The sequence below is a fragment of the Streptomyces nigrescens genome, from assembly GCF_027626975.1.
Taxonomy (GTDB): domain Bacteria; phylum Actinomycetota; class Actinomycetes; order Streptomycetales; family Streptomycetaceae; genus Streptomyces; species Streptomyces nigrescens.
In genome coordinates this window covers 9,001,348-9,018,316 of record NZ_CP114203.1, presented here as the reverse complement: position 1 = coordinate 9,018,316, position 16,969 = coordinate 9,001,348, and the positions used below count along the sequence as shown (strand labels likewise).

At 69.4% G+C, this 16,969-nt stretch carries 10 protein-coding genes; 5 read left to right on the top strand and 5 right to left on the bottom strand.

Translation table 11 applies throughout. The features are described from left to right. Both glyA and lipA read left to right on the top strand, forming a co-directional pair. Positions 1 to 1,272 (top strand): serine hydroxymethyltransferase, encoded by a 1,272-nt coding sequence (gene glyA, locus STRNI_RS38890; protein WP_277412966.1) that lies wholly within the window; start codon positions 1 to 3, stop codon positions 1,270 to 1,272. 1 nt (position 1,273) lies between these two features. Further along, positions 1,274 to 2,245 carry a lipoyl synthase gene (lipA, locus tag STRNI_RS38885; RefSeq protein WP_266437249.1) on the top strand — a complete coding sequence of 324 codons (972 nt, stop codon included), beginning with the start codon at positions 1,274 to 1,276 and terminating at the stop codon, positions 2,243 to 2,245. A gap of 84 nt (positions 2,246 to 2,329) precedes the next feature. Here lipA and katG read toward each other — a convergent pair whose 3' ends face one another. Next, positions 2,330 to 4,519 carry a catalase/peroxidase HPI gene (gene katG / locus STRNI_RS38880; protein WP_277412965.1) on the bottom strand — a complete coding sequence of 730 codons (2,190 nt, stop codon included), beginning with the start codon at positions 4,517 to 4,519 and terminating at the stop codon, positions 2,330 to 2,332. Positions 4,520 to 4,888: 369 nt separating this feature from the next. Here katG and STRNI_RS38875 point away from each other — a divergent pair, with 369 nt between their 5' ends. From STRNI_RS38875 to STRNI_RS38865, 3 genes are all read left to right on the top strand, one after another. Next, positions 4,889 to 5,611: an ABC transporter ATP-binding protein gene (locus STRNI_RS38875; protein ID WP_277412964.1), complete on the top strand. Its 723-nt coding sequence runs from the start codon at positions 4,889 to 4,891 to the stop codon at positions 5,609 to 5,611. Then, complete coding sequence (locus tag STRNI_RS38870; RefSeq protein ID WP_277412963.1) at positions 5,608 to 7,263, top strand: DUF6297 family protein; 1,656 nt, start codon at positions 5,608 to 5,610, stop codon at positions 7,261 to 7,263. The genes STRNI_RS38875 and STRNI_RS38870 overlap by 4 nt, the downstream gene beginning before the upstream one ends. A 206-nt stretch (positions 7,264 to 7,469) precedes the next feature. Continuing rightward, entirely contained in the window at positions 7,470 to 10,520 is a 3,051-nt protein-coding gene (locus tag STRNI_RS38865; RefSeq protein WP_277412962.1) for an AMP-binding protein, read from the top strand. 25 nt (positions 10,521 to 10,545) lie between these two features. On the opposite strand, the gene STRNI_RS38860 is transcribed toward STRNI_RS38865, so the two are convergent. Genes STRNI_RS38860 through STRNI_RS38845 form a run of 4 tightly spaced genes read right to left on the bottom strand, consistent with a single transcriptional unit; the run spans position 10,546 to position 16,887 of the window. Further along, a complete protein-coding gene (locus tag STRNI_RS38860; RefSeq protein ID WP_266437238.1) occupies positions 10,546 to 11,760 on the bottom strand; it encodes a cytochrome P450 in 1,215 nt (404 codons plus the stop codon). 15 nt (positions 11,761 to 11,775) lie between these two features. Then, positions 11,776 to 13,728: a TOMM precursor leader peptide-binding protein gene (locus STRNI_RS38855; RefSeq protein WP_277412961.1), complete on the bottom strand. Its 1,953-nt coding sequence runs from the start codon at positions 13,726 to 13,728 to the stop codon at positions 11,776 to 11,778. Continuing rightward, positions 13,721 to 15,616 carry a YcaO-like family protein gene (locus STRNI_RS38850; protein WP_277412960.1) on the bottom strand — a complete coding sequence of 632 codons (1,896 nt, stop codon included), beginning with the start codon at positions 15,614 to 15,616 and terminating at the stop codon, positions 13,721 to 13,723. Before STRNI_RS38850 ends, STRNI_RS38855 begins: the two co-directional genes overlap by 8 nt. Beyond that, positions 15,613 to 16,887: a SagB/ThcOx family dehydrogenase gene (locus tag STRNI_RS38845; RefSeq protein WP_277412959.1), complete on the bottom strand. Its 1,275-nt coding sequence runs from the start codon at positions 16,885 to 16,887 to the stop codon at positions 15,613 to 15,615. Before STRNI_RS38845 ends, STRNI_RS38850 begins: the two co-directional genes overlap by 4 nt. Between the last annotated feature and the right edge of the window lie 82 nt (positions 16,888 to 16,969).

Genomic DNA, 16,969 nt, shown 5'->3' with positions numbered 1-16,969 from the left:
ATGTCCGTACTCGACCGTCGGCTCGCCGACTTCGACCCCGAGGTACACACCGCCGTGCGCGCCGAGCTGGCGCGGCAGCAGAACACGCTGGAGATGATCGCGAGCGAGAACTTCGCACCGGTCGCGGTCATGGAGGCGCAGGGCTCGGTCCTGACGAACAAGTACGCCGAGGGCTACCCGGGCCGCCGCTACTACGGCGGATGTGAGCACGTCGACGTCATCGAGCGGCTCGCCCTCACCCGGATCAAGGCGTTGTTCGGTGCGTCCTTCGCCAATGTGCAGCCGCACTCGGGCGCCCAGGCGAACGCCGCCGCGATGACGGCGCTGCTCCAACCGGGAGACACCATCCTGGGCCTGGACCTCGCGCACGGCGGGCACCTCACTCACGGCATGCGGATCAACTTCTCCGGCAAGCTCTACAACACCGTGGTCTACCACGTCTCCGCGGAGGACAACCGGGTCGACATGGCCGAGGTCGAGCGGCTGGCCATGGAGCACCGGCCGCAGCTGATCATCGCGGGCTGGTCGGCCTACCCCCGGCAGCTGGACTTCGCCGCCTTCCGGCGGATCGCGGACCGGTCCGGCGCGTACCTGATGGTCGACATGGCGCACTTCGCCGGTCTGGTCGCCGCGGGCCTGCACCCCAATCCGGTGCCGCACGCCGACGTGGTCACCACGACCACGCACAAGACGCTCGGCGGGCCGCGCGGTGGAGTGGTGCTGACCAACCGTGCGGACGTGGCGAAGAAGGTCAACAGTGCGGTCTTCCCCGGCCAGCAGGGCGGGCCGCTGGAGCATGTGATCGCTGCCAAGGCCGTCGCGTTCAAGATGGCGTCCGAGCCGGCGTTCCGCCGGTGCCAGGAGCGTACCCTCGCGGGTGCCCGGCTTCTCGCCGAGCGGCTGAGTGGTCCCGATGTCGCGGACGCGGGCGTCTCCGTGCTGTCCGGTGGCACCGACGTCCATCTGGTCCTGGTCGACCTGCGGGAGTCGGAGCTCGACGGGCAGCAGGCGGAGGACCGTCTGCACGACATCGGCATCACGGTCAACCGCAACGCCGTACCGTTCGACCCCCGCCCGCCGATGGTGACCTCGGGGCTGAGGATCGGTACTCCGGCGCTGGCCGGCCGCGGCTTCGCGGAAGCCGAATTCGCGGCGGTCGCCGACATCATCGCCGAGGCCCTCAAGCCGGCGTACACCCCGAGCCTCGCCGCCGAGCTGCGGGCTCGCGTGGCCACGCTCACCGACGCCCACCCTTTGTACCCGGAGCTGTGACATGAGCGACGCCCCCACACCCGCCGCCTCGCCCGACGGCCGCAGGCTGCTGCGACTTGAGGTGCGCAACAGCCGGACCCCGGTCGAACGAAAGCCCGAGTGGATGAGGACACGGGTGAGGATGGGGCCGGAGTACAACGCGTTGCGCGCGCAGGTGGAGGCCGAAGGGCTGCACACCGTGTGCCAGGAGGCCGGGTGCCCGAACATCTTCGAGTGCTGGGAGGACCGCGAGGCCACCTTCCTCATCGGCGGTGACCAGTGCACCCGGCGCTGTGACTTCTGCCAGATCGACACCGGAAAGCCCCAGGCGCTGGACCGGGAGGAGCCGCGCCGGGTGGCGGAGTCGGTGGCCAAGATGAATCTGCGGTACGCCACGATCACCGGGGTGGCCCGCGACGACCTGCCTGACGGTGGTGCCTGGCTGTACGCCGAGACGGTCCGGCAGATCCACGCACGGAACCCGGGTACCGGGGTGGAGAACCTGGTCCCGGACTTCAATGGTGTCCCCGAGCTATTGGCCCAGGTATTCGAGTCGCGGCCGGAAGTGCTGGCCCACAATGTGGAGACGGTGCCGCGGATCTTCAAACGGATCCGGCCCGCGTTCCGCTACGACAGGTCGCTCGGTGTGCTCACCGCGGCGCGGGAGTTCGGCCTGGTCACCAAGTCGAACCTGATCCTGGGCCTGGGAGAGACCCGGGCGGAGGTCTCCACCGCACTGGCCGACCTGCACGCCGCCGGCTGCGACCTGGTCACCATCACCCAGTACCTGCGCCCCTCGGCGCGGCACCACCCGGTGGAGCGGTGGGTCCGGCCCGAGGAGTTCATCGAGCTCCAGGAAGAGGCCGAGGAGATCGGTTTCGCGGGAGTGCTGTCCGGGCCTCTGGTCCGGTCCTCCTACCGCGCCGGAAGGCTGTATCAGCAAGCACTCGACAAGCGACACCGGCAAGAACCGCAGAGCTCAAGACACCGCTGACGGTTCCGCGCGGGAGAGCCCACACGTCGTACGCATTCCTCCCATGTCCCGGTCGGCCGATGGGTGGCCGACCGGACATCGGGCTCAGGCCAGGTCGAACCGGTCGAGGTTCATCACCTTGTCCCACGCCGCCACGAAGTCACGCATGAACTTCTCTCCCGCGTCCGCGGACGCGTAGACCTCCGAGACGGCTCGGAGCTGGGAGTGCGAACCGAAGATGAGGTCGACGGCGGTGGCGGTCCACTTGGCCTCGCCCGTGACGCGATCCCGGCCTTCGTATACGTTCTCGGCTGTGGCCGACGCCTTCCACTCCGTGCCCATGTCGAGCAGGTTGGCGAAGAAGTCGTTGGTCAAGGTCTCCGGCCGGTGCGTGAAGACGCCATGCGGGCATCCCGCGAAGCCGGTGTTCAGGGCGCGCATACCGCCGACCAGGACCGTCATCTCGGGAGCGGTCAGCGTCAACAGGCTGGCGCGGTCCAGCAACAGCGTCTCCGGTGACAGCTTCTCTCCCGCCCGGAGGTAGTTGCGGAACCCGTCTGCCCTGGGTTCGAGCACGGCGAACGTCTCCGCGTCGGTCTGCTCCTGCGAGGCGTCCGTGCGCCCCGGTGCGAACGGGACGGTGACGTCGTGCCCGGCGTTCTTCGCGGCCTGCTCGACGGCCGCGCATCCGCCCAGGACGATCAGGTCGGCGAGGGACACTTTCCTTCCGCCGGTCTGTGAGCCGTTGAAGTCCTGCCGGATCTGTTCGAGGGTCTGCAGCACCTCGGCCACCTCGGGCCGGGCGTTGACCTCCCAGTCCTTTTGCGGTGCGAGGCGAATCCGTGCCCCGTTGGCGCCGCCGCGCTTGTCGGTGCCGCGGAAGCTTGCCGCCGCCGCCCACGCGGTGGTGACCAGCTGGGAGACGGACAGTCCCGAGCCGAGGATCCTGTCCTTGAGGGCAGCGATGTCCTCGTCCGCGACCAGTTCGTGATCGACCTCAGGGACCGGGTCCTGCCACAGCTGCGGCTCGGCGACCCACGGGCCGAGGTAGCGCGAGAGGGGCCCCATGTCGCGGTGCAGCAGCTTGTACCACGCCTTGGCGAACGCCACCGCGAGCTTGTCCGGGTTCTCGTGGAAGCTCTTCGCGATCGGCCCGTAGACCGGATCCCGCTTCAGCGCGAGGTCCGTCGTCAGCATCATGGGAGCGTGCTTCTTCGACGGATCATGAGCATCGGGCACCGTGCCCCGGGCCGAGGTGTCCGTGGGAGTCCACTGCTTCGCGCCGGCCGGGCTCGTCGTCAGCTCCCAGTCGTACCGGAACAGGTTGTCCAGGTACCCGTTGTCCCACGTCGTCGGCTGCGAGGTCCATGCGCCCTCGAGTCCGCTGGTGAGCGTGTCGGCGCCCTTGCCGCTGCCGTGGGTGTTCCGCCAGCCGAGGCCCTGCTGCTCGATGGGGCACGCCTCGGGTTCCGGGCCGATGTACGAGGGATCGACCGCGCCATGGCACTTCCCGAAGGTGTGGCCGCCGACGATGAGCGCAACCGTCTCCTCGTCATTCATCGCCATCCGTCCGAAGGTCTCGCGGATGTCCCTGGCCGCAGCCATCGGATCCGGATTGCCGTTGGGCCCCTCCGGATTGACGTAGATCAGTCCCATCTGCACGGCACCGAAAGGAGCTGCGAGTTCCCTGTCGCCGCTGTAGCGCTCATCCCCGAGCCAGGTGTCCTCCGGCCCCCAGAAGATCTCCTCGGGTTCCCAGATGTCCTCCCGCCCGAAGCCGAACCCGAACGTCTTGAACCCCATCGACTCCATGGCACAGTTGCCGGCGAAGACCAGGAGATCGGCCCAGGAGATTTTCCGGCCGTACTTCTGCTTGACCGGCCAGAGCAAACGGCGTGCTTTGTCGAGGCTCGCGTTGTCCGGCCAGCTGTTGAGGGGGGCGAAGCGCTGAGCGCCTGCGCCGCCACCGCCCCGGCCATCGGCGATGCGGTACGTTCCCGCGGCATGCCAGCTCATCCGGATGAAGAGCGGCCCGTAGTGACCGTAGTCGGCAGGCCACCATTCCTGCGAGGTCGTCATCACCTCGAAGACGTCCCGCTTCAGCGCGTCGAGATCGAGGGCCGCGAACTCTTCCGCGTAGGTGAAGTCCTCGTCCATCGGATTGGACCGGGAAGAGTGCTGGTGGAGAATCTGAAGGTCCATCTGATTCGGCCACCAGTCCCGGTTCGACCGGGGCCGGGTCGGCGTGGGGGCCGGGGAGGAGATTACTGGGTTCTCGCTTTCGCTGCCGGACACGTCCGTCCTTCTTCCTGTCTCGGTGTTTCCTTCTGCTGGCTGCTTGTTCTTGCCGTCGGTTGCTGTACTGGTGTCGAGCACCGCGGCCCGCGCTCGTAGCGCGCCATGGCGCCCGCCGGCTGGAAACGCCTGACCAGACCCGCGGCAGTCCACGCGGGCCGGCCGCCGGCGAGAAACTTCCCTCATGCACGACGCCGATGATCGAGCCTGGCTCGGCGTCCGTATGGTCGCGCACCGCGGACCGCACTGCCACGAGAACACGCAGAGCATCACCGCGTACCACTCGAAGTCCGACGACCTGCGCGGCAGGTGTGGTGATCGGCGCGGCCGCTACGCTCGCGCTAACGGATTCCTCATATCGGAGGCACGATGCCCAGCAAGACAAGCGAAGCCGGCGAGGGTGCCGTCCCCGCCTTATTGCAGCTTCGCGGGATCAGCCGCACTTATGGTGATCGCCAGGCGCTGCACCCCCTGGACCTGCAGGTCCCGGCCGGTACCTGCACCGCTCTCTTCGGACACAACGGCTCCGGGAAATCCACGTTGCTGCGCATCGCCAGCGGCCGGGACAAACCGACCACCGGCACCGCGCTGTTCGACGGCAGGGTCATCGATGAGGACGACCCCGAGGTGCGCGCCAGGGTCGCCGTCGTCGGCGACACCATCGCGTGCTATCCCGACCTGAGCGTGCACGACCATCTCAAGCTCATCACCGTGGCCCACGATGTGGCTGACGCGGACGGGTGGATCGATCAAGTCCTGGCGGACCGCCGCCTTGAGGGCCACGCGCACCATCTCCCCGCCGCCCTGTCCTCGGGACAGATGCAGGCATTCCTGCTCGCCGCTGCCCTGGTCCGCCCCCGCGATCTTCTCGTACTCGATGAGCCGGAGCAGCGCCTCGACCCCGACTCCCGCAGGCGCCTGAGCGAACTGCTGATCGGCGAGAAAGAGGACGGCGTAGCGGTACTGCTCGCAACCCACCAGGCGGATCTCGTCCGGGCGGTCGCCGACCGGGTGGTCGCTCTGGAGGACGGCAAAGTCGTGGCCTCCGGCGCCCCTGCCACGGTTCTCCGGCAGATGGGTGACCACCAGTGAGCGAGGAGACAGCCTGGACGGCGGAGTACGACCGCACTTCCGAGACGTTGCGGTGGCTGCGCGACAAGCGCCGCGGGCACCGCAGCAAGCGCAACCGTGATCTCGGCGTCATCGGTTACTCGCTCGTCCTGCTCGCCGGCGGCTACGGCACGACTTTCGTCTACCGTTTCGCCCAGCGCCTGGAGCACGTGGCCGCCCACGGGGACGTCCTGGAGGCGATCCGCCGTGCGCTTCCCGCGGGTCTGGTGCTGCTGGCTCTCTGCCTGGCGGTGATCGCCGCGCGCGACGCGCTGTGGCGCGGGCCGGTGATCGTGCCGGCACCGGCCGCGGCGTGGCTGCTCAGCCAGCCGGTCGACCGGACCCGAGTGCTACGCCCCTACTTTCGCCTCACTGCTGGACTCGCCGTCGTCGGCGGGGTGCTGTGCACGGTCGCCGGGGGTGTTCTGTTGCGCCTGACCGGACTCTCCTCGCTGGGGACCGGGCTTGCGGCCTGCCTGCCCGCCGGGCTGTGTCTTCCGCTCCTCGCGGTCGTGCTCGCCCTCCAGGTCGAACGACGGACCAGCCTGGGAGCCCGGGTCAGGACATGGACGCCGTACGCCGTGCTGCTGCTGGTGGTGCTCGTCGCGCAGACGGGGTGGGCGGCCACCGGGCACCGGCTTCCGGTGCTGGAGCAGGTCGAGCTGTGGTCCGGGCCCTGGGGCTGGGCCGCGCAACCGGTCGTCCATGCGGCGGGTGGCTCGGCGAGCGGCTGGCCCGTCGCTGTCACGCTGCTCGTGGTCCTCACCGCCGTGGCGGCGCTGTACGCGCATGCGGTTTCCGCGACCGTCCCCACCAGGCAGTTGCGTGCTCGCGCGGCGACGGCCACCACGGTCGCATCGGTGATGTGGTCGGTGGAACTGCGCGCCGCCAAGCTGGCCGTGAGCGAGGCGCTCGGACACAACGGGCATGCGTCACGGCGTCAGCTGCCCATGCCTCGCAGCAAGTACCTCGTGGTGATCTGGCGCGACGCCGTGGCGTTGCTGCGCGCACCGGGCCGGGTCGGCGGCGCGGCCCTCTGGACCGCGGCCGCCGCAGCGATCGCGGGACTGGCCGCATCACTCGACGGCGGTAGCAGGGTCGCCGCTGTGGTCATGGCCCTGGTTCTCGGGTATCTGGCGGTTGGCCGGCTGGCCGAGTCGGCGCGACTGGAGGCGGACGATCTCCGGCGCTCATCCTGGTCGCCCTTCCGCTTCGCTACCTTGATGCTCCATCACGCGATCGTCCCGGCAGGGCTCGGTGCCGTACTTGCTTGCCTGGCGGCCGTACCCTTCGCACTCAACGGAGCTGCCTGGGCGCTCCTGCTGATGCCGGTGTGCGCGCTGCCGTTCGCCGCGGCCTCGGTCGTGGCGGCAGTACGCGGGCCGGTCCGGTCCGAGCTGCTGTTCATCGGGATCCCTACGCCCTTCGGGGACCTCAGCTTCTTCGTCTTCCTGTTCTGGTACGCAGCACCCCTGCTGATCTCGGTCACCACCCTGAGTTTCGCCCTGGAGGCCGTCCTCACCCATGGGGCCGGCGTCGGCGCCCTCGCGTGCATCGTGCTGGTCGCCCTGGCGTTGACGGCCGTGCTGCTCCTCGGCGCCTCCCACCTGGCCAAGAAACTGCGCAGGCATTGATCCAGGCAGGGTGGGGGTGAAAAGGCTGAATTCGCACAGGTGGTCGCCGACCCAGAGATAGTGTGCAAGCTGTGGCGGCCGCGCAGCACCTGCGCCCGAGCCCTGGACACAAACGGAGGCGCCAGGTGGCAACAGCCCAACTCCCGATGTCGGTATTACACGGCCCACGCACTCCCTACCCCGGGGGAGACCGCATAGATGTCCTCGTGGACCGCACCGCCACTGCCAACCCGGAAGCCGTCGCACTCCGGTGGCGAGACACCTCGGTGACCTACCGCGCACTGGTAGCGGCGGCGGACCGGGCGGCTGCGGTCCTGGCCGGGCAAGGAGTGGCCGCGGGTGACGTGGTGGTTGTCCGGGCCGAGCGCACTCCCGGGACGATGACGGTGTTGCTGGGGCTGCTGAAGGTGGGTGCGGTCTATGCGTGCGCGCCCGTTGACTGGCCGGTCGGCCGTTGCCGGCAACTCGTCCGGCAGACCGGCGCCACGGTGTGTGTGACGTCGGTGCCCGGAGAGCCGGTCGGCACCGCCGTCACGCTGACCGTTGAGGACGTGCTCGCGGTCCATCCCGATCGCCCTGTCCCGGCGGCCAGGCCCGCGCCGCCCACCAGCGGCGCAGATCCCTTCTGTGTCTTCCTCACGTCGGGCAGCACCGGCATGCCCAAAGCTGTGCTCGCGCCGCACCGGGGCGTCGCACGCACGGCCATCGACATCAGACGCCTGCACGACGAGCCGCTGACCACGCTGCAGCTCTCCTCGATGGCCTGGGACATCTTCGCCCTCGAACTATGGGTGAGTCTGATCAACGGCGGCACCTGTGTGCTCTTCGACGATCGGTACCTGACGGGGCAGCGGCTGCGCGAACTGGTCCGGGACGGGCTCACCATGCTGGCGGTCGCCACTCCCCTGTTCGGCATGCTCGTCGATGACGACCCGGGTTCGCTCGCCGGGCTCCGCCTCGTCTTCGTCGGCGGCGAACGGCTGCCGGCCGGCCATGTCGCACGATGCCTGCGACAGCATCCAGGACTTCAGCTGGTGAATGCCTACGGGCCGGTGGAGAACACCATCAACAGCACTCTGTGGGTGGCCCGGACTGATGAGTTGGCCGATGAGGTGCCCATCGGCACGCCGGTGACCAACACGTCCGTGCACCTCCTCGACGAGCAGCACGCTGTCGTACCCACGGGGTGCGTGGGTGAGATCGCGCTCAGCGGGGACGGGGTGTCGCTCGGGTATCTCGGAGCCGACGCCGAGGCGAACCAGCGGTTCGTCGAGCTCCGGGCGGACGGTGCGGGCCGGGCCTATCTGACCGGTGACCTGGCACGGATCAATGACCGGGGGCAACTGCTGTTCGCCGGCCGCAAGGACCGCCAGCTCAAGGTGCGGGGGTTGCGCATCGAGCCGGAGGAGATCGAACGCCTCATCGAGTCCGTGCCCGGGGTCACCCGGGCCGTCGCGCTGGCGCTGCCGCTCGACGCCCCGAACAAGACCCGCCTGGCGGCCTTCTACCTCACCCGGCACGGGGGCGTGGACCCCCAGCAGGTGCGGTCCGCGGTCTCCAGGACGCTGCCGGCCGGATTCGTACCCGACGTCCTGCGCGCCGTCGACGAACTTCCTCTCACCGCGAACGGCAAGGCCGACGAGCGTGCCCTTGCCGCGCTCCTGCCGGCACCGGCTGCCGACGACGGTGCGGCGGACGAGGGTGCGGCAGACGACAGTGCGGCGGACACGGACCACGGCATCGAGGCCGTCCGTACGGTCGCTGCGGAGCTGCTGGGATACCCGGTCGCCCCCGGGGACGACCTCTTCGACCGCGGCGCCACCTCCCTGACGGCCATGCGGCTGGCCACGCGATTGAGCAGCAGATTCTCACGCACCATCCCGGTTTCCGATATCTTCCGCACGCGCTCGCCGCAACGGATCGCGGAGCTGCTCGGCCGGGCGCCCGCCGCTCCGAGCGGCACTGACACGGGGCGCGCGGATCCCGGTCCCGAGACGGGATACGCGCCGCGTGAACTCCCTTTCGTCTTCGGCAGCTTCTGGACGGCACTGCGCAGCGGCACCCGCCTCGACGAGGCCGTGGTGCCCGTGATCTACCGGCTGCGAGGTGCTGTCGACGCGGCCGCACTCTCAGCAGCCCTGGACCACCTGGTGGCCCGCCACGAGGTGCTACGGGTACGTTTCGGCTCCGACCTGGAACATCCTCAGGTCCGTGTCCTGCCCGCCGGTGAGACCGCAGGAGTGTTACAGCTACAGCCGGCAGTGGCGAGCCCGGCGGAGGCGGAGCGGGCGGCAACCGCGTGGGCGATGCGCCCCTTCGATCTGGTGGCCGGCAGTCCGATCAGGGCCGCGCTCTTCCCGGCCGGCCGGCACGAGGCGGTGCTCGCCATCAGCGTCCACCACATCTTCTTCGACGGCTGGTCCGCCCGTCTGTTCAGCGAGGAACTCGCCGATGCCTACAAGTCGCTGCTGCGCGGCATCATCCCGCAGGCCGATCAACCACCGTCGTACTTCCGTGTCATCGCTGCCCAGCGTGAGCAGTACCGGAAGCAGTTCCCGTTCGCCATCTGGTCCCGGCGCAAGCGCATGGCCGACGCCCCCGAGCTGGCCTTTCCGCTGAACGACCGAAGGCCCTGGAGCGGTCCGGCGGGCGAGGTGCCACTGGCCATCGACGAAGAGCTGATCGCCGAGGTCGGCGCCGCAGCTGCCGCTGTACAGGGGACTGCCATGTCGGTGTTCTACGCCGCCTATGTGATGCTCCTGCGCGCGTACACAGGGGTGCCCGACCCGGCTGTCGCCGTTCCCGTGAGCGGCCGGTACACGGAGCAGGAGGCCGCTCTGGTCGGCTGCATGGCAGGTCTGCTGCCGTTGCGGCTGCCGGCCGATGCCGACACGCCGCGGGTGCTGGCGTCCGCCGCCGCCGAGGAACTGCGTGCCGCGATGAAGCCGCCCCTGGTGCCGATGAATGCGATCATGCCCAAGCTTCCCGACGGCCACCGGCGGCACCCGCTGTTGCAGGCGTATCTGCTGCAGGAGGAGATCCCCCCGTCCTCACTGCAGTGGGGTGACGCCGAGGCCGAGCTCATCCGTAGTCCGGCCGCGAATGCCGTTCCGGAGCTGACCGTGGAGTTGTGGCCGCACCCTGCCGTGGGCGGCGTGTTGCGTTACCGGCACGACGCCATCCCGGACGATGATGCCCGGATGCTTGCCCGTCAGTTCGTGGACCACGTCCGGCAGGTCGTACAGGCCTTGGCCTGACCAGCCGTCCGCCGGCGGCCTCGCACTACCACGTGACGGGCAGCGCCTGCGGCCCGAGTGCCGACCGCCCGAGCTTCCACGGCACTTCGTGCTCCGCCACCGCCAACGCGAGAGCGGGCAGCCGGACCAGCAGTGCGCCTATCGCAGCCCGCAGTTCGATCCTGGCGAGCTGCGCTCCCAGGCAGTGATGCGGCCCGTACCCGAAGGCCAGGTGCCGGTTCGGCTCCCGCCGGAAGTCCAGCTCGTCGGGGGCCTCGAAGACCGACTCGTCGCGGTTGGCCGAGTCCGCCTGCACCACGACCGAGTCACCGGCCCGTACCAGTCCACCGCTCAGACGCACATCCTCGGTGGCGATCCGGGTGAATCCGGAGAGCGTTCCGATCGGCACGAAGCGCAGCAACTCCTCGACGGCGGGCTCCAACATGTCGGGATGGGCGCGCAGTTGTTCGTGGTGCGCTGGGTTCACAAGGAGCGTGTAGAGGAAGTTGCCGAGTTCGTCGGTGGTCGTCTCGTGCCCGGCCAGCAGGAGCGTCACCGCGAAGCTCACCAGCTCCTGCTCGCTGAGCCGATCCTCTTCATCGCGCGCTCGCACCAGCGTTCCGAGCACGCTGTCGGACGGATTCTCCCGTTCGACGGAGATCCTGTCGGCCAGGTAGTCCCAGGGGAGCTGTCCGGCCTGCTTCATCTTGGCGACCGCGTCGGCTCCGGTGGACCGCATCGCCTCCGACCACGTGTAAAACAGATGCCGCTCGCCGAAGGGAACGCCCAGCAGCTCGCAGATCACCATGACAGGAAGCGGTCGGGTGAGGTGAGCCACCAGATCAGCGGGCGGCCCGTGCCCGACCAGTTCGTCGATGAGCTCATCGACGAACTGCTCCACCTTCGGACGTAACTCCTCCATACGGCGAGGGGTGAAGGCGCGCGAAACCAGCCTGCGCTGGCGGGTGTGGTCCGGTGGGTCAAGCGTCAGGATGCTCGGCACCTGCTGGACGAGCGGGACGAGCCGCGGTACGTCCCGCCCGAGCGTGGCCGCCCGGCTGAATCTGCGGTCGGCGAGCACGGTACGCACGTCCTCGTACCGCGTCACCAGCCACGCCTGGCCGCCATAGGGCATGGTGACACGGGCGAGCGGCGCCTCGTGCCGCAGGCGCGCGAACTCCGGATCGATGCCGACTCCCCGAGCCTGGCGGAAAGGGTACGAGGGCGGGGTCGGGGTTGCTTGTCCTTCAGTGCTGGCCATCGGCGTCGTCGGTCCTCAGGGAAACGGGTGCGGGTGGGGGTTGAGATCCTCGATGGCCGCGGGCGCGTTCCGGTCACCGAGCAGACGCGGTACGTCGAAGAGCCGCGGCAGGCCGTGCACCCTGCGCATCCCGTGGCCGAACGTCATGGGTACCGTGCCCGGCACGATCACCTTGACGCAGGCGAGAGCTGCACGGCGGTGCTCCGGCGTCGTCTGGTCAACGACCAGCACGTCCAGGCCGGTTTCCAGGTAGCGCCCGATGACCTGCTCGACGTCCTGGGTGAGATCGTCAGGAGAGACGCGGACGCTCTTCGCCGCCATCTCCGGCAAGGAGCGCCCCTCCTGCGAGGCGAAGAGGAAGGCCAACCGGTCAAAAACCTCAGGATCGGCGTACAGCAGAGAGTGGTCACCCATCGTCCGGACCAGTTGCGAGTCCTTGGTCATCGCGGTGACGTGCTCCCGGCGCTGTTCGTAGGAGCGGTCCACGCTCGCGAGGATCGGACCGAGTTCGCAGAGCGCATTGAGCACCGCCCGCTCCGGGTCGATGTGCGAACCCCCTGCACACACCGCCCTCGCCCGCGCCGTATCACCGGGCCGGCCGACGGCGATGGCCCACACGCACGGGATGTTCTGCTCAACCGTGGTGTCCAGGACCGTGATCGTCCGGTCGTTCTCCTCCTCGAGGTGCGCCGCGAGCAACCGCAGCCGAGGATCGCGGGCAGAGGCCAGGTCGATCACGGGCAGTGGCCGCTGCCCGTACCACGCCATGAGGAACGCATCCCGTTCGGCGACCTCAAGGAGACCGTAGAGAGTCGCCTCCTCGATGCAGCCCCCCAGGGCGCAACCATTCGATATCTCGTACGCGAGTCGCGGCTCATCCGGCTCCAGGACGTGCGCACCGTAATACGCGTAGGTCTCAGGAACCAGAACCGAACGCCGGCGGCGGAAGGAGTATGCCCAAACCCAACGCAGTTCGAGAGCGTCGTGGAACGGTGTGAAGGGAAAGTCCGGATCGGCGTAACGCTCCTCGCCGTACAGGCCCAGCGAGACCGGGTCGACGGCCAGTTCGCGAACCTCTCGGTAGGCGGCGCGCACCGCGGTGCGTTTGCCGCCCGCCTGCAGGCCGCCCCAGCGTTCGACCGCCTCCAGCACGGCGGTCACCGTGCTGACGCGGTAACTGTCACTGCGCCCCCAGCCCGCCTCGGTTCCCGAGGCGCCACGCATCGCCAGCGGAGCCTTGGCGACCGGCAGACCCCCCTCGTCGCCCGTCTGCACCTCGCTGACCAGCCCCGCCTCGGAGTCCACGTAGGTGCTCAGAAGGCTCTCCCGGGCGTCGGCGACGGCCCGCGTGCGGTAGGCGCCAGGCGCGGGCTTGAGTCTCCGCGTCAGCGACAGCACAGCGGCCTCGGCGGTGTCCTCCGGCAGTTCCCCACAGGTCGGGCACAGTGGATCCGGCAGCACACGGTGTGTCCGGACGGTGAGATCCGCCAACGACACCCGGAGGAAGGACGAGGCCGTACGTGGTCCGGTCCCCTCCGCGAGAGCTGTGATCTCGTCATGTACCAGCGCTGCCACCGCATCGGCGGCGAAGCTGGTCAGCCAGGACGACGGCCGGCTCGCCAGGGCCTGCTGGTTCCGCTTGAGCACGAGGTCGCGTTCTGGATGGTTACGGCTGCGGCGCAGCCGGGCGCACATCCAGCAGCCGGGCCTTCCCGGCCTGGTCAGAGGACCGATGACCACATGCCCCAGCTCCGTCGACACCGGCAGGACCGCTGCCGCGCCTTCCGGGCCCAGCGCAACGGCATCCTCCAGCCATGCGTCCGCGACCACGACCACGGCAGTCGGGTCCTCCGGCGGACGATCGGGCGACACACAGCTGATCCCGGGGTCAGCGGCCAGGTGCGTTGCGACGGCATCGCGTAGCCTGCCTTCGCCCAGGACGCTGACGAGCGGATGCGCGTTATTCATTGATCAGCACCACGTTCCCTGCATAGGGCGTGATCCGGTTCATCGCCGGATCATGGTTCAGCGGAATCAGCACAGGCGTCCGCCCGGTCTGCCGCAGTGCGCTGACGGCATCGTCCAAGGACGCGTCCTGTGGCGGCGACCACTGAGCCGCGCTTTCCCGCACCTGGGGGCCGGGGCAAGAGAGCGGTCGCCCCGACTGCGCTGCCACGAGCGCATCCTCCAGGGAAGCCCTGACGGCCTCGTCCAGACGGAGTCCGCACCTCACCTGGACGGCGGCGCCGTGCACCATGACGGCCACCGTCGGCACGCCTGCCTGCCCGCTGAGGTCGATGAGCCGGAGGTCGTGGCCGAGTGCGGTGAGCAGCCGGCGGTAGCGCTTGCTCACCGGGTCCGCGTCGATCACCTCATGCCCGATCCGCGGCCCCGTCAGCTCCCTTCGGTCCGCGAGCACGGTGGCGCGGCATTGGGCGAGGACGGCGACGCTCGTCATGGCCATCCAGTCGAGGCCGAAGCCGAGCCCCGTCGGCAGCGTGCTGCCCTCGGACAGAACGGGGAACGCCTCGCGCGCATCGACCAGACAAGGTTGTGCGTCGTCGAGACGGACTCCCCACAGTCGGGCGTCGGCCTCCCCCGCCCGGATCAGACGGATGATGTCATCGGGTTCATCAGGGAGGCGGCCACCGCTCCGGCTGCGCACCTGCAAGCGCCGAGGATCGACCGTCATGGCGCCGTACGTTCCGATGGCCTTCAGCGCCGTGCGGTGCCGCGCGGTGGCGAAGTCCGGCCCAGAGGCTGTCACCACCACCGGGCCGTCGACCCAGGAGGGCACAGCGATGAGCGCCCGTGCCTGGCGGAGCGGCAGCTGCGGCAGTTCGTCCTCCGCCAGGTCCCGGATCGGCCCGAACCGCGCATCGATCGCCTGCACTGCTCGCGTGGAGAACTCGGCCTCGGTGCCTCCCCGCCCGCACCGCAGCTCGCGAACCGTGCGGACGAAATCCGCCCGGGACTCAGGCCGCGCCGTTCTGACGGAGAAGTGGGGCAGCACCTCACGGCGACGTGTTTCCAGCGTCCGCGTGGCGAAGGAACAGAGCCTCTGATCCTCGGATGTGGCAGCGCCCGTGACGCACCGGAACAGCCGGAACACCATGTGGTTCGCCAGGACGCGCCCGGCGGCACCCGAGGGTGGTCCCGGCTCCGCCTCGAACGGCTTCCTGTCCTCGGGGCTCAGTCGCCGCCACACAGACGTCCAGTCGGCCGTCGCACACGGCCCGACCAGCACCTCCTGCTCCGAGACCAGCCCTTGAACCAGCGGGATGTCACGGTCGGCGCAGACACCGGCGAGGGCAGAAGCGTGCGACAGACCCGTTGAATCGAAGAGGTGCAGCGCGAAATCGATGCCGTCGTGAACAAGGGCGTGCACGGCATCGTCGGGCGCCGCACCGCCCTCGTCGAGCGCCGTCTCCACCGTCGTCACACCACTTGCGGACAGGGCCCTGAGGCAATGAGACAGGAGCGGGTCGGGCCCGATCACCAGCGCCCTGCCGTTGCGGTAGCGGTAGAGGGCTAGGTCGGGGTCACCGGTGACCTGCTGTACGAAGGCCGCGTCCGGTTCCGCACGCGCGGTGGGCGTCCGGCCCGGCCGGGCGTCCTCCACCAGCCCCTGACGGACGAGCACGTCCAGCAGGTCGACGACCAGGCGACGGGTCCGCTCCGGCAGGCGCGCGGTGAGCTCGTCCACCGTGTGGCGCCCGTTGAGCCGTGGTGCAAGTCTCTCCACCATCGTGGCGACGGACGGTTCCTTCACGCTCAGCATGCCGGCGGGGGTCAGCCAGACCAAGCCCTCGTCCACTCGCGTGAAATAGGCGTCGTCCTTGAGGCGAGGTCTCATCCGGTGCTCTCTCTCCGCGCCGCGGGCAGGCTGCCCAGTGCGAATTCGCCGACACTGGTCTCTTCGAAATAGTCCAGCCCGGTTGCCTCGGCGAAGGCATCCGAGTCGCCCACCCCCAGCGCACAGGGCGCCAGCCGCATGGCTGTCGCCGCGAGGTACATGCTCTGGTACAGCACCCCGACGTGCTTGAGCGTCAACGCGTAGCCCATCGCCTGGTACTTCCACGCCAGGCGACCGAACCTGGTGGCGATGACCAGCAGCACCTGCGGTGTGGCGTCCCCGGTCATACCCGCTGCCGACGCCTTCATCAGCCGGCGCAGCACTGTCGCCGACGCCGGGACCGGGTGCAGCCGGTGGCCGTGCGGGGCGTAGTGGTAGAGGCCGGCGTCCAGCCCGCGCACGTTGCGGACCAGCGGGTACACCTCCAGCTCATAGGCGGCACCGCCCCCGGGGTACGGCCGGCTGGAGACGTCGAGTCCCTCGGTGTCCCTGCCCGTTGCCCGCACCCGAGCCGTGCGGAAGAGAAACTCTCCTAACTCCTCGACGGTCAGCGGGGTGTCCTCGTCGTAGGAACGGAGGGAACGCCGCTCTTCCATGACCTCAGCCAGCGCGGGATCCTTGGCGCGGAGTCCGGCCAGGTCGGGACGCGGCAGCTCGATGGCCGCCTCCGGCCACCGCGGGTGCTTGCCCGGTGGCGCGTCGAACCTCCCCTTCGCCCAGTACGATCCGCCGAAGTCCTGCCCCATCCGGTGGTCGGCGCGCAGTCTGCTGCCGTGGTGAAAGGCCAGTTCATGGGGGCTCCACTGAACGCTGCTGAGGGAGTGGTCCTCGGCCGCGGTCGCGAGGAAGCCTCTGTCGGCCAGTTCGCCGGCGAGCAGACGTACCGCCTCCAGGGGCAGGTCGGATCGCTCCTGCTCCGCACCCGGAGCCAGGACCGGTTCGACGAGACGTCGGTCGTACAGGCGCACCTCCGCCCCGGCAGCCGGGGACTCCACGACGATCTCGTCACCGTCCCGGCGGACCGAGGCGAACCGGGACAGCCGCCGCGGCTCCACGGGAGGCAAGGGCTTCCGGTGCGGTACCAGCGGCCGGCTGCTGAACAGCGGACGGTCTCCGCAGACGACGGTGGTGATCAGCCAGCCACCCGAGGACAGCATGGCGAGCAGTCTCTCGGCCTGATCGCGGGGACAGCGTCGGGTGAGCTCCTCGGCCGACCGGTCAGTGGACAGGACCTGCAGCAGCGACCGCTGCTCGGCGGTCAGTCGCCCCATCTCCTGAAGGTGCGGCCAGGCGGCCAAAGCCACCTCGCCGGATGCGGTCCGCACACTGTGCACACCATCTTTGAGCCGGTAC

Excerpts from the sequence above, each read along its gene's own strand:
- glyA (WP_277412966.1), top strand. The coding sequence starts at position 1 with ATGTCCGTACTCGACCGTCGGCTCGCCGACTTCGACCCCGAGGTACAC.
- lipA (WP_266437249.1), top strand. The coding sequence starts at position 1,274 with ATGAGCGACGCCCCCACACCCGCCGCCTCGCCCGACGGCCGCAGGCTG.
- STRNI_RS38875 (WP_277412964.1), top strand. The coding sequence starts at position 4,889 with ATGCCCAGCAAGACAAGCGAAGCCGGCGAGGGTGCCGTCCCCGCCTTA.
- STRNI_RS38860 (WP_266437238.1), bottom strand. The coding sequence starts at position 11,760 with ATGGCCAGCACTGAAGGACAAGCAACCCCGACCCCGCCCTCGTACCCT.
- STRNI_RS38855 (WP_277412961.1), bottom strand. The coding sequence starts at position 13,728 with ATGAATAACGCGCATCCGCTCGTCAGCGTCCTGGGCGAAGGCAGGCTA.
- STRNI_RS38850 (WP_277412960.1), bottom strand. The coding sequence starts at position 15,616 with ATGAGACCTCGCCTCAAGGACGACGCCTATTTCACGCGAGTGGACGAG.
- STRNI_RS38845 (WP_277412959.1), bottom strand. The coding sequence starts at position 16,887 with ATGGGGCGACTGACCGCCGAGCAGCGGTCGCTGCTGCAGGTCCTGTCC.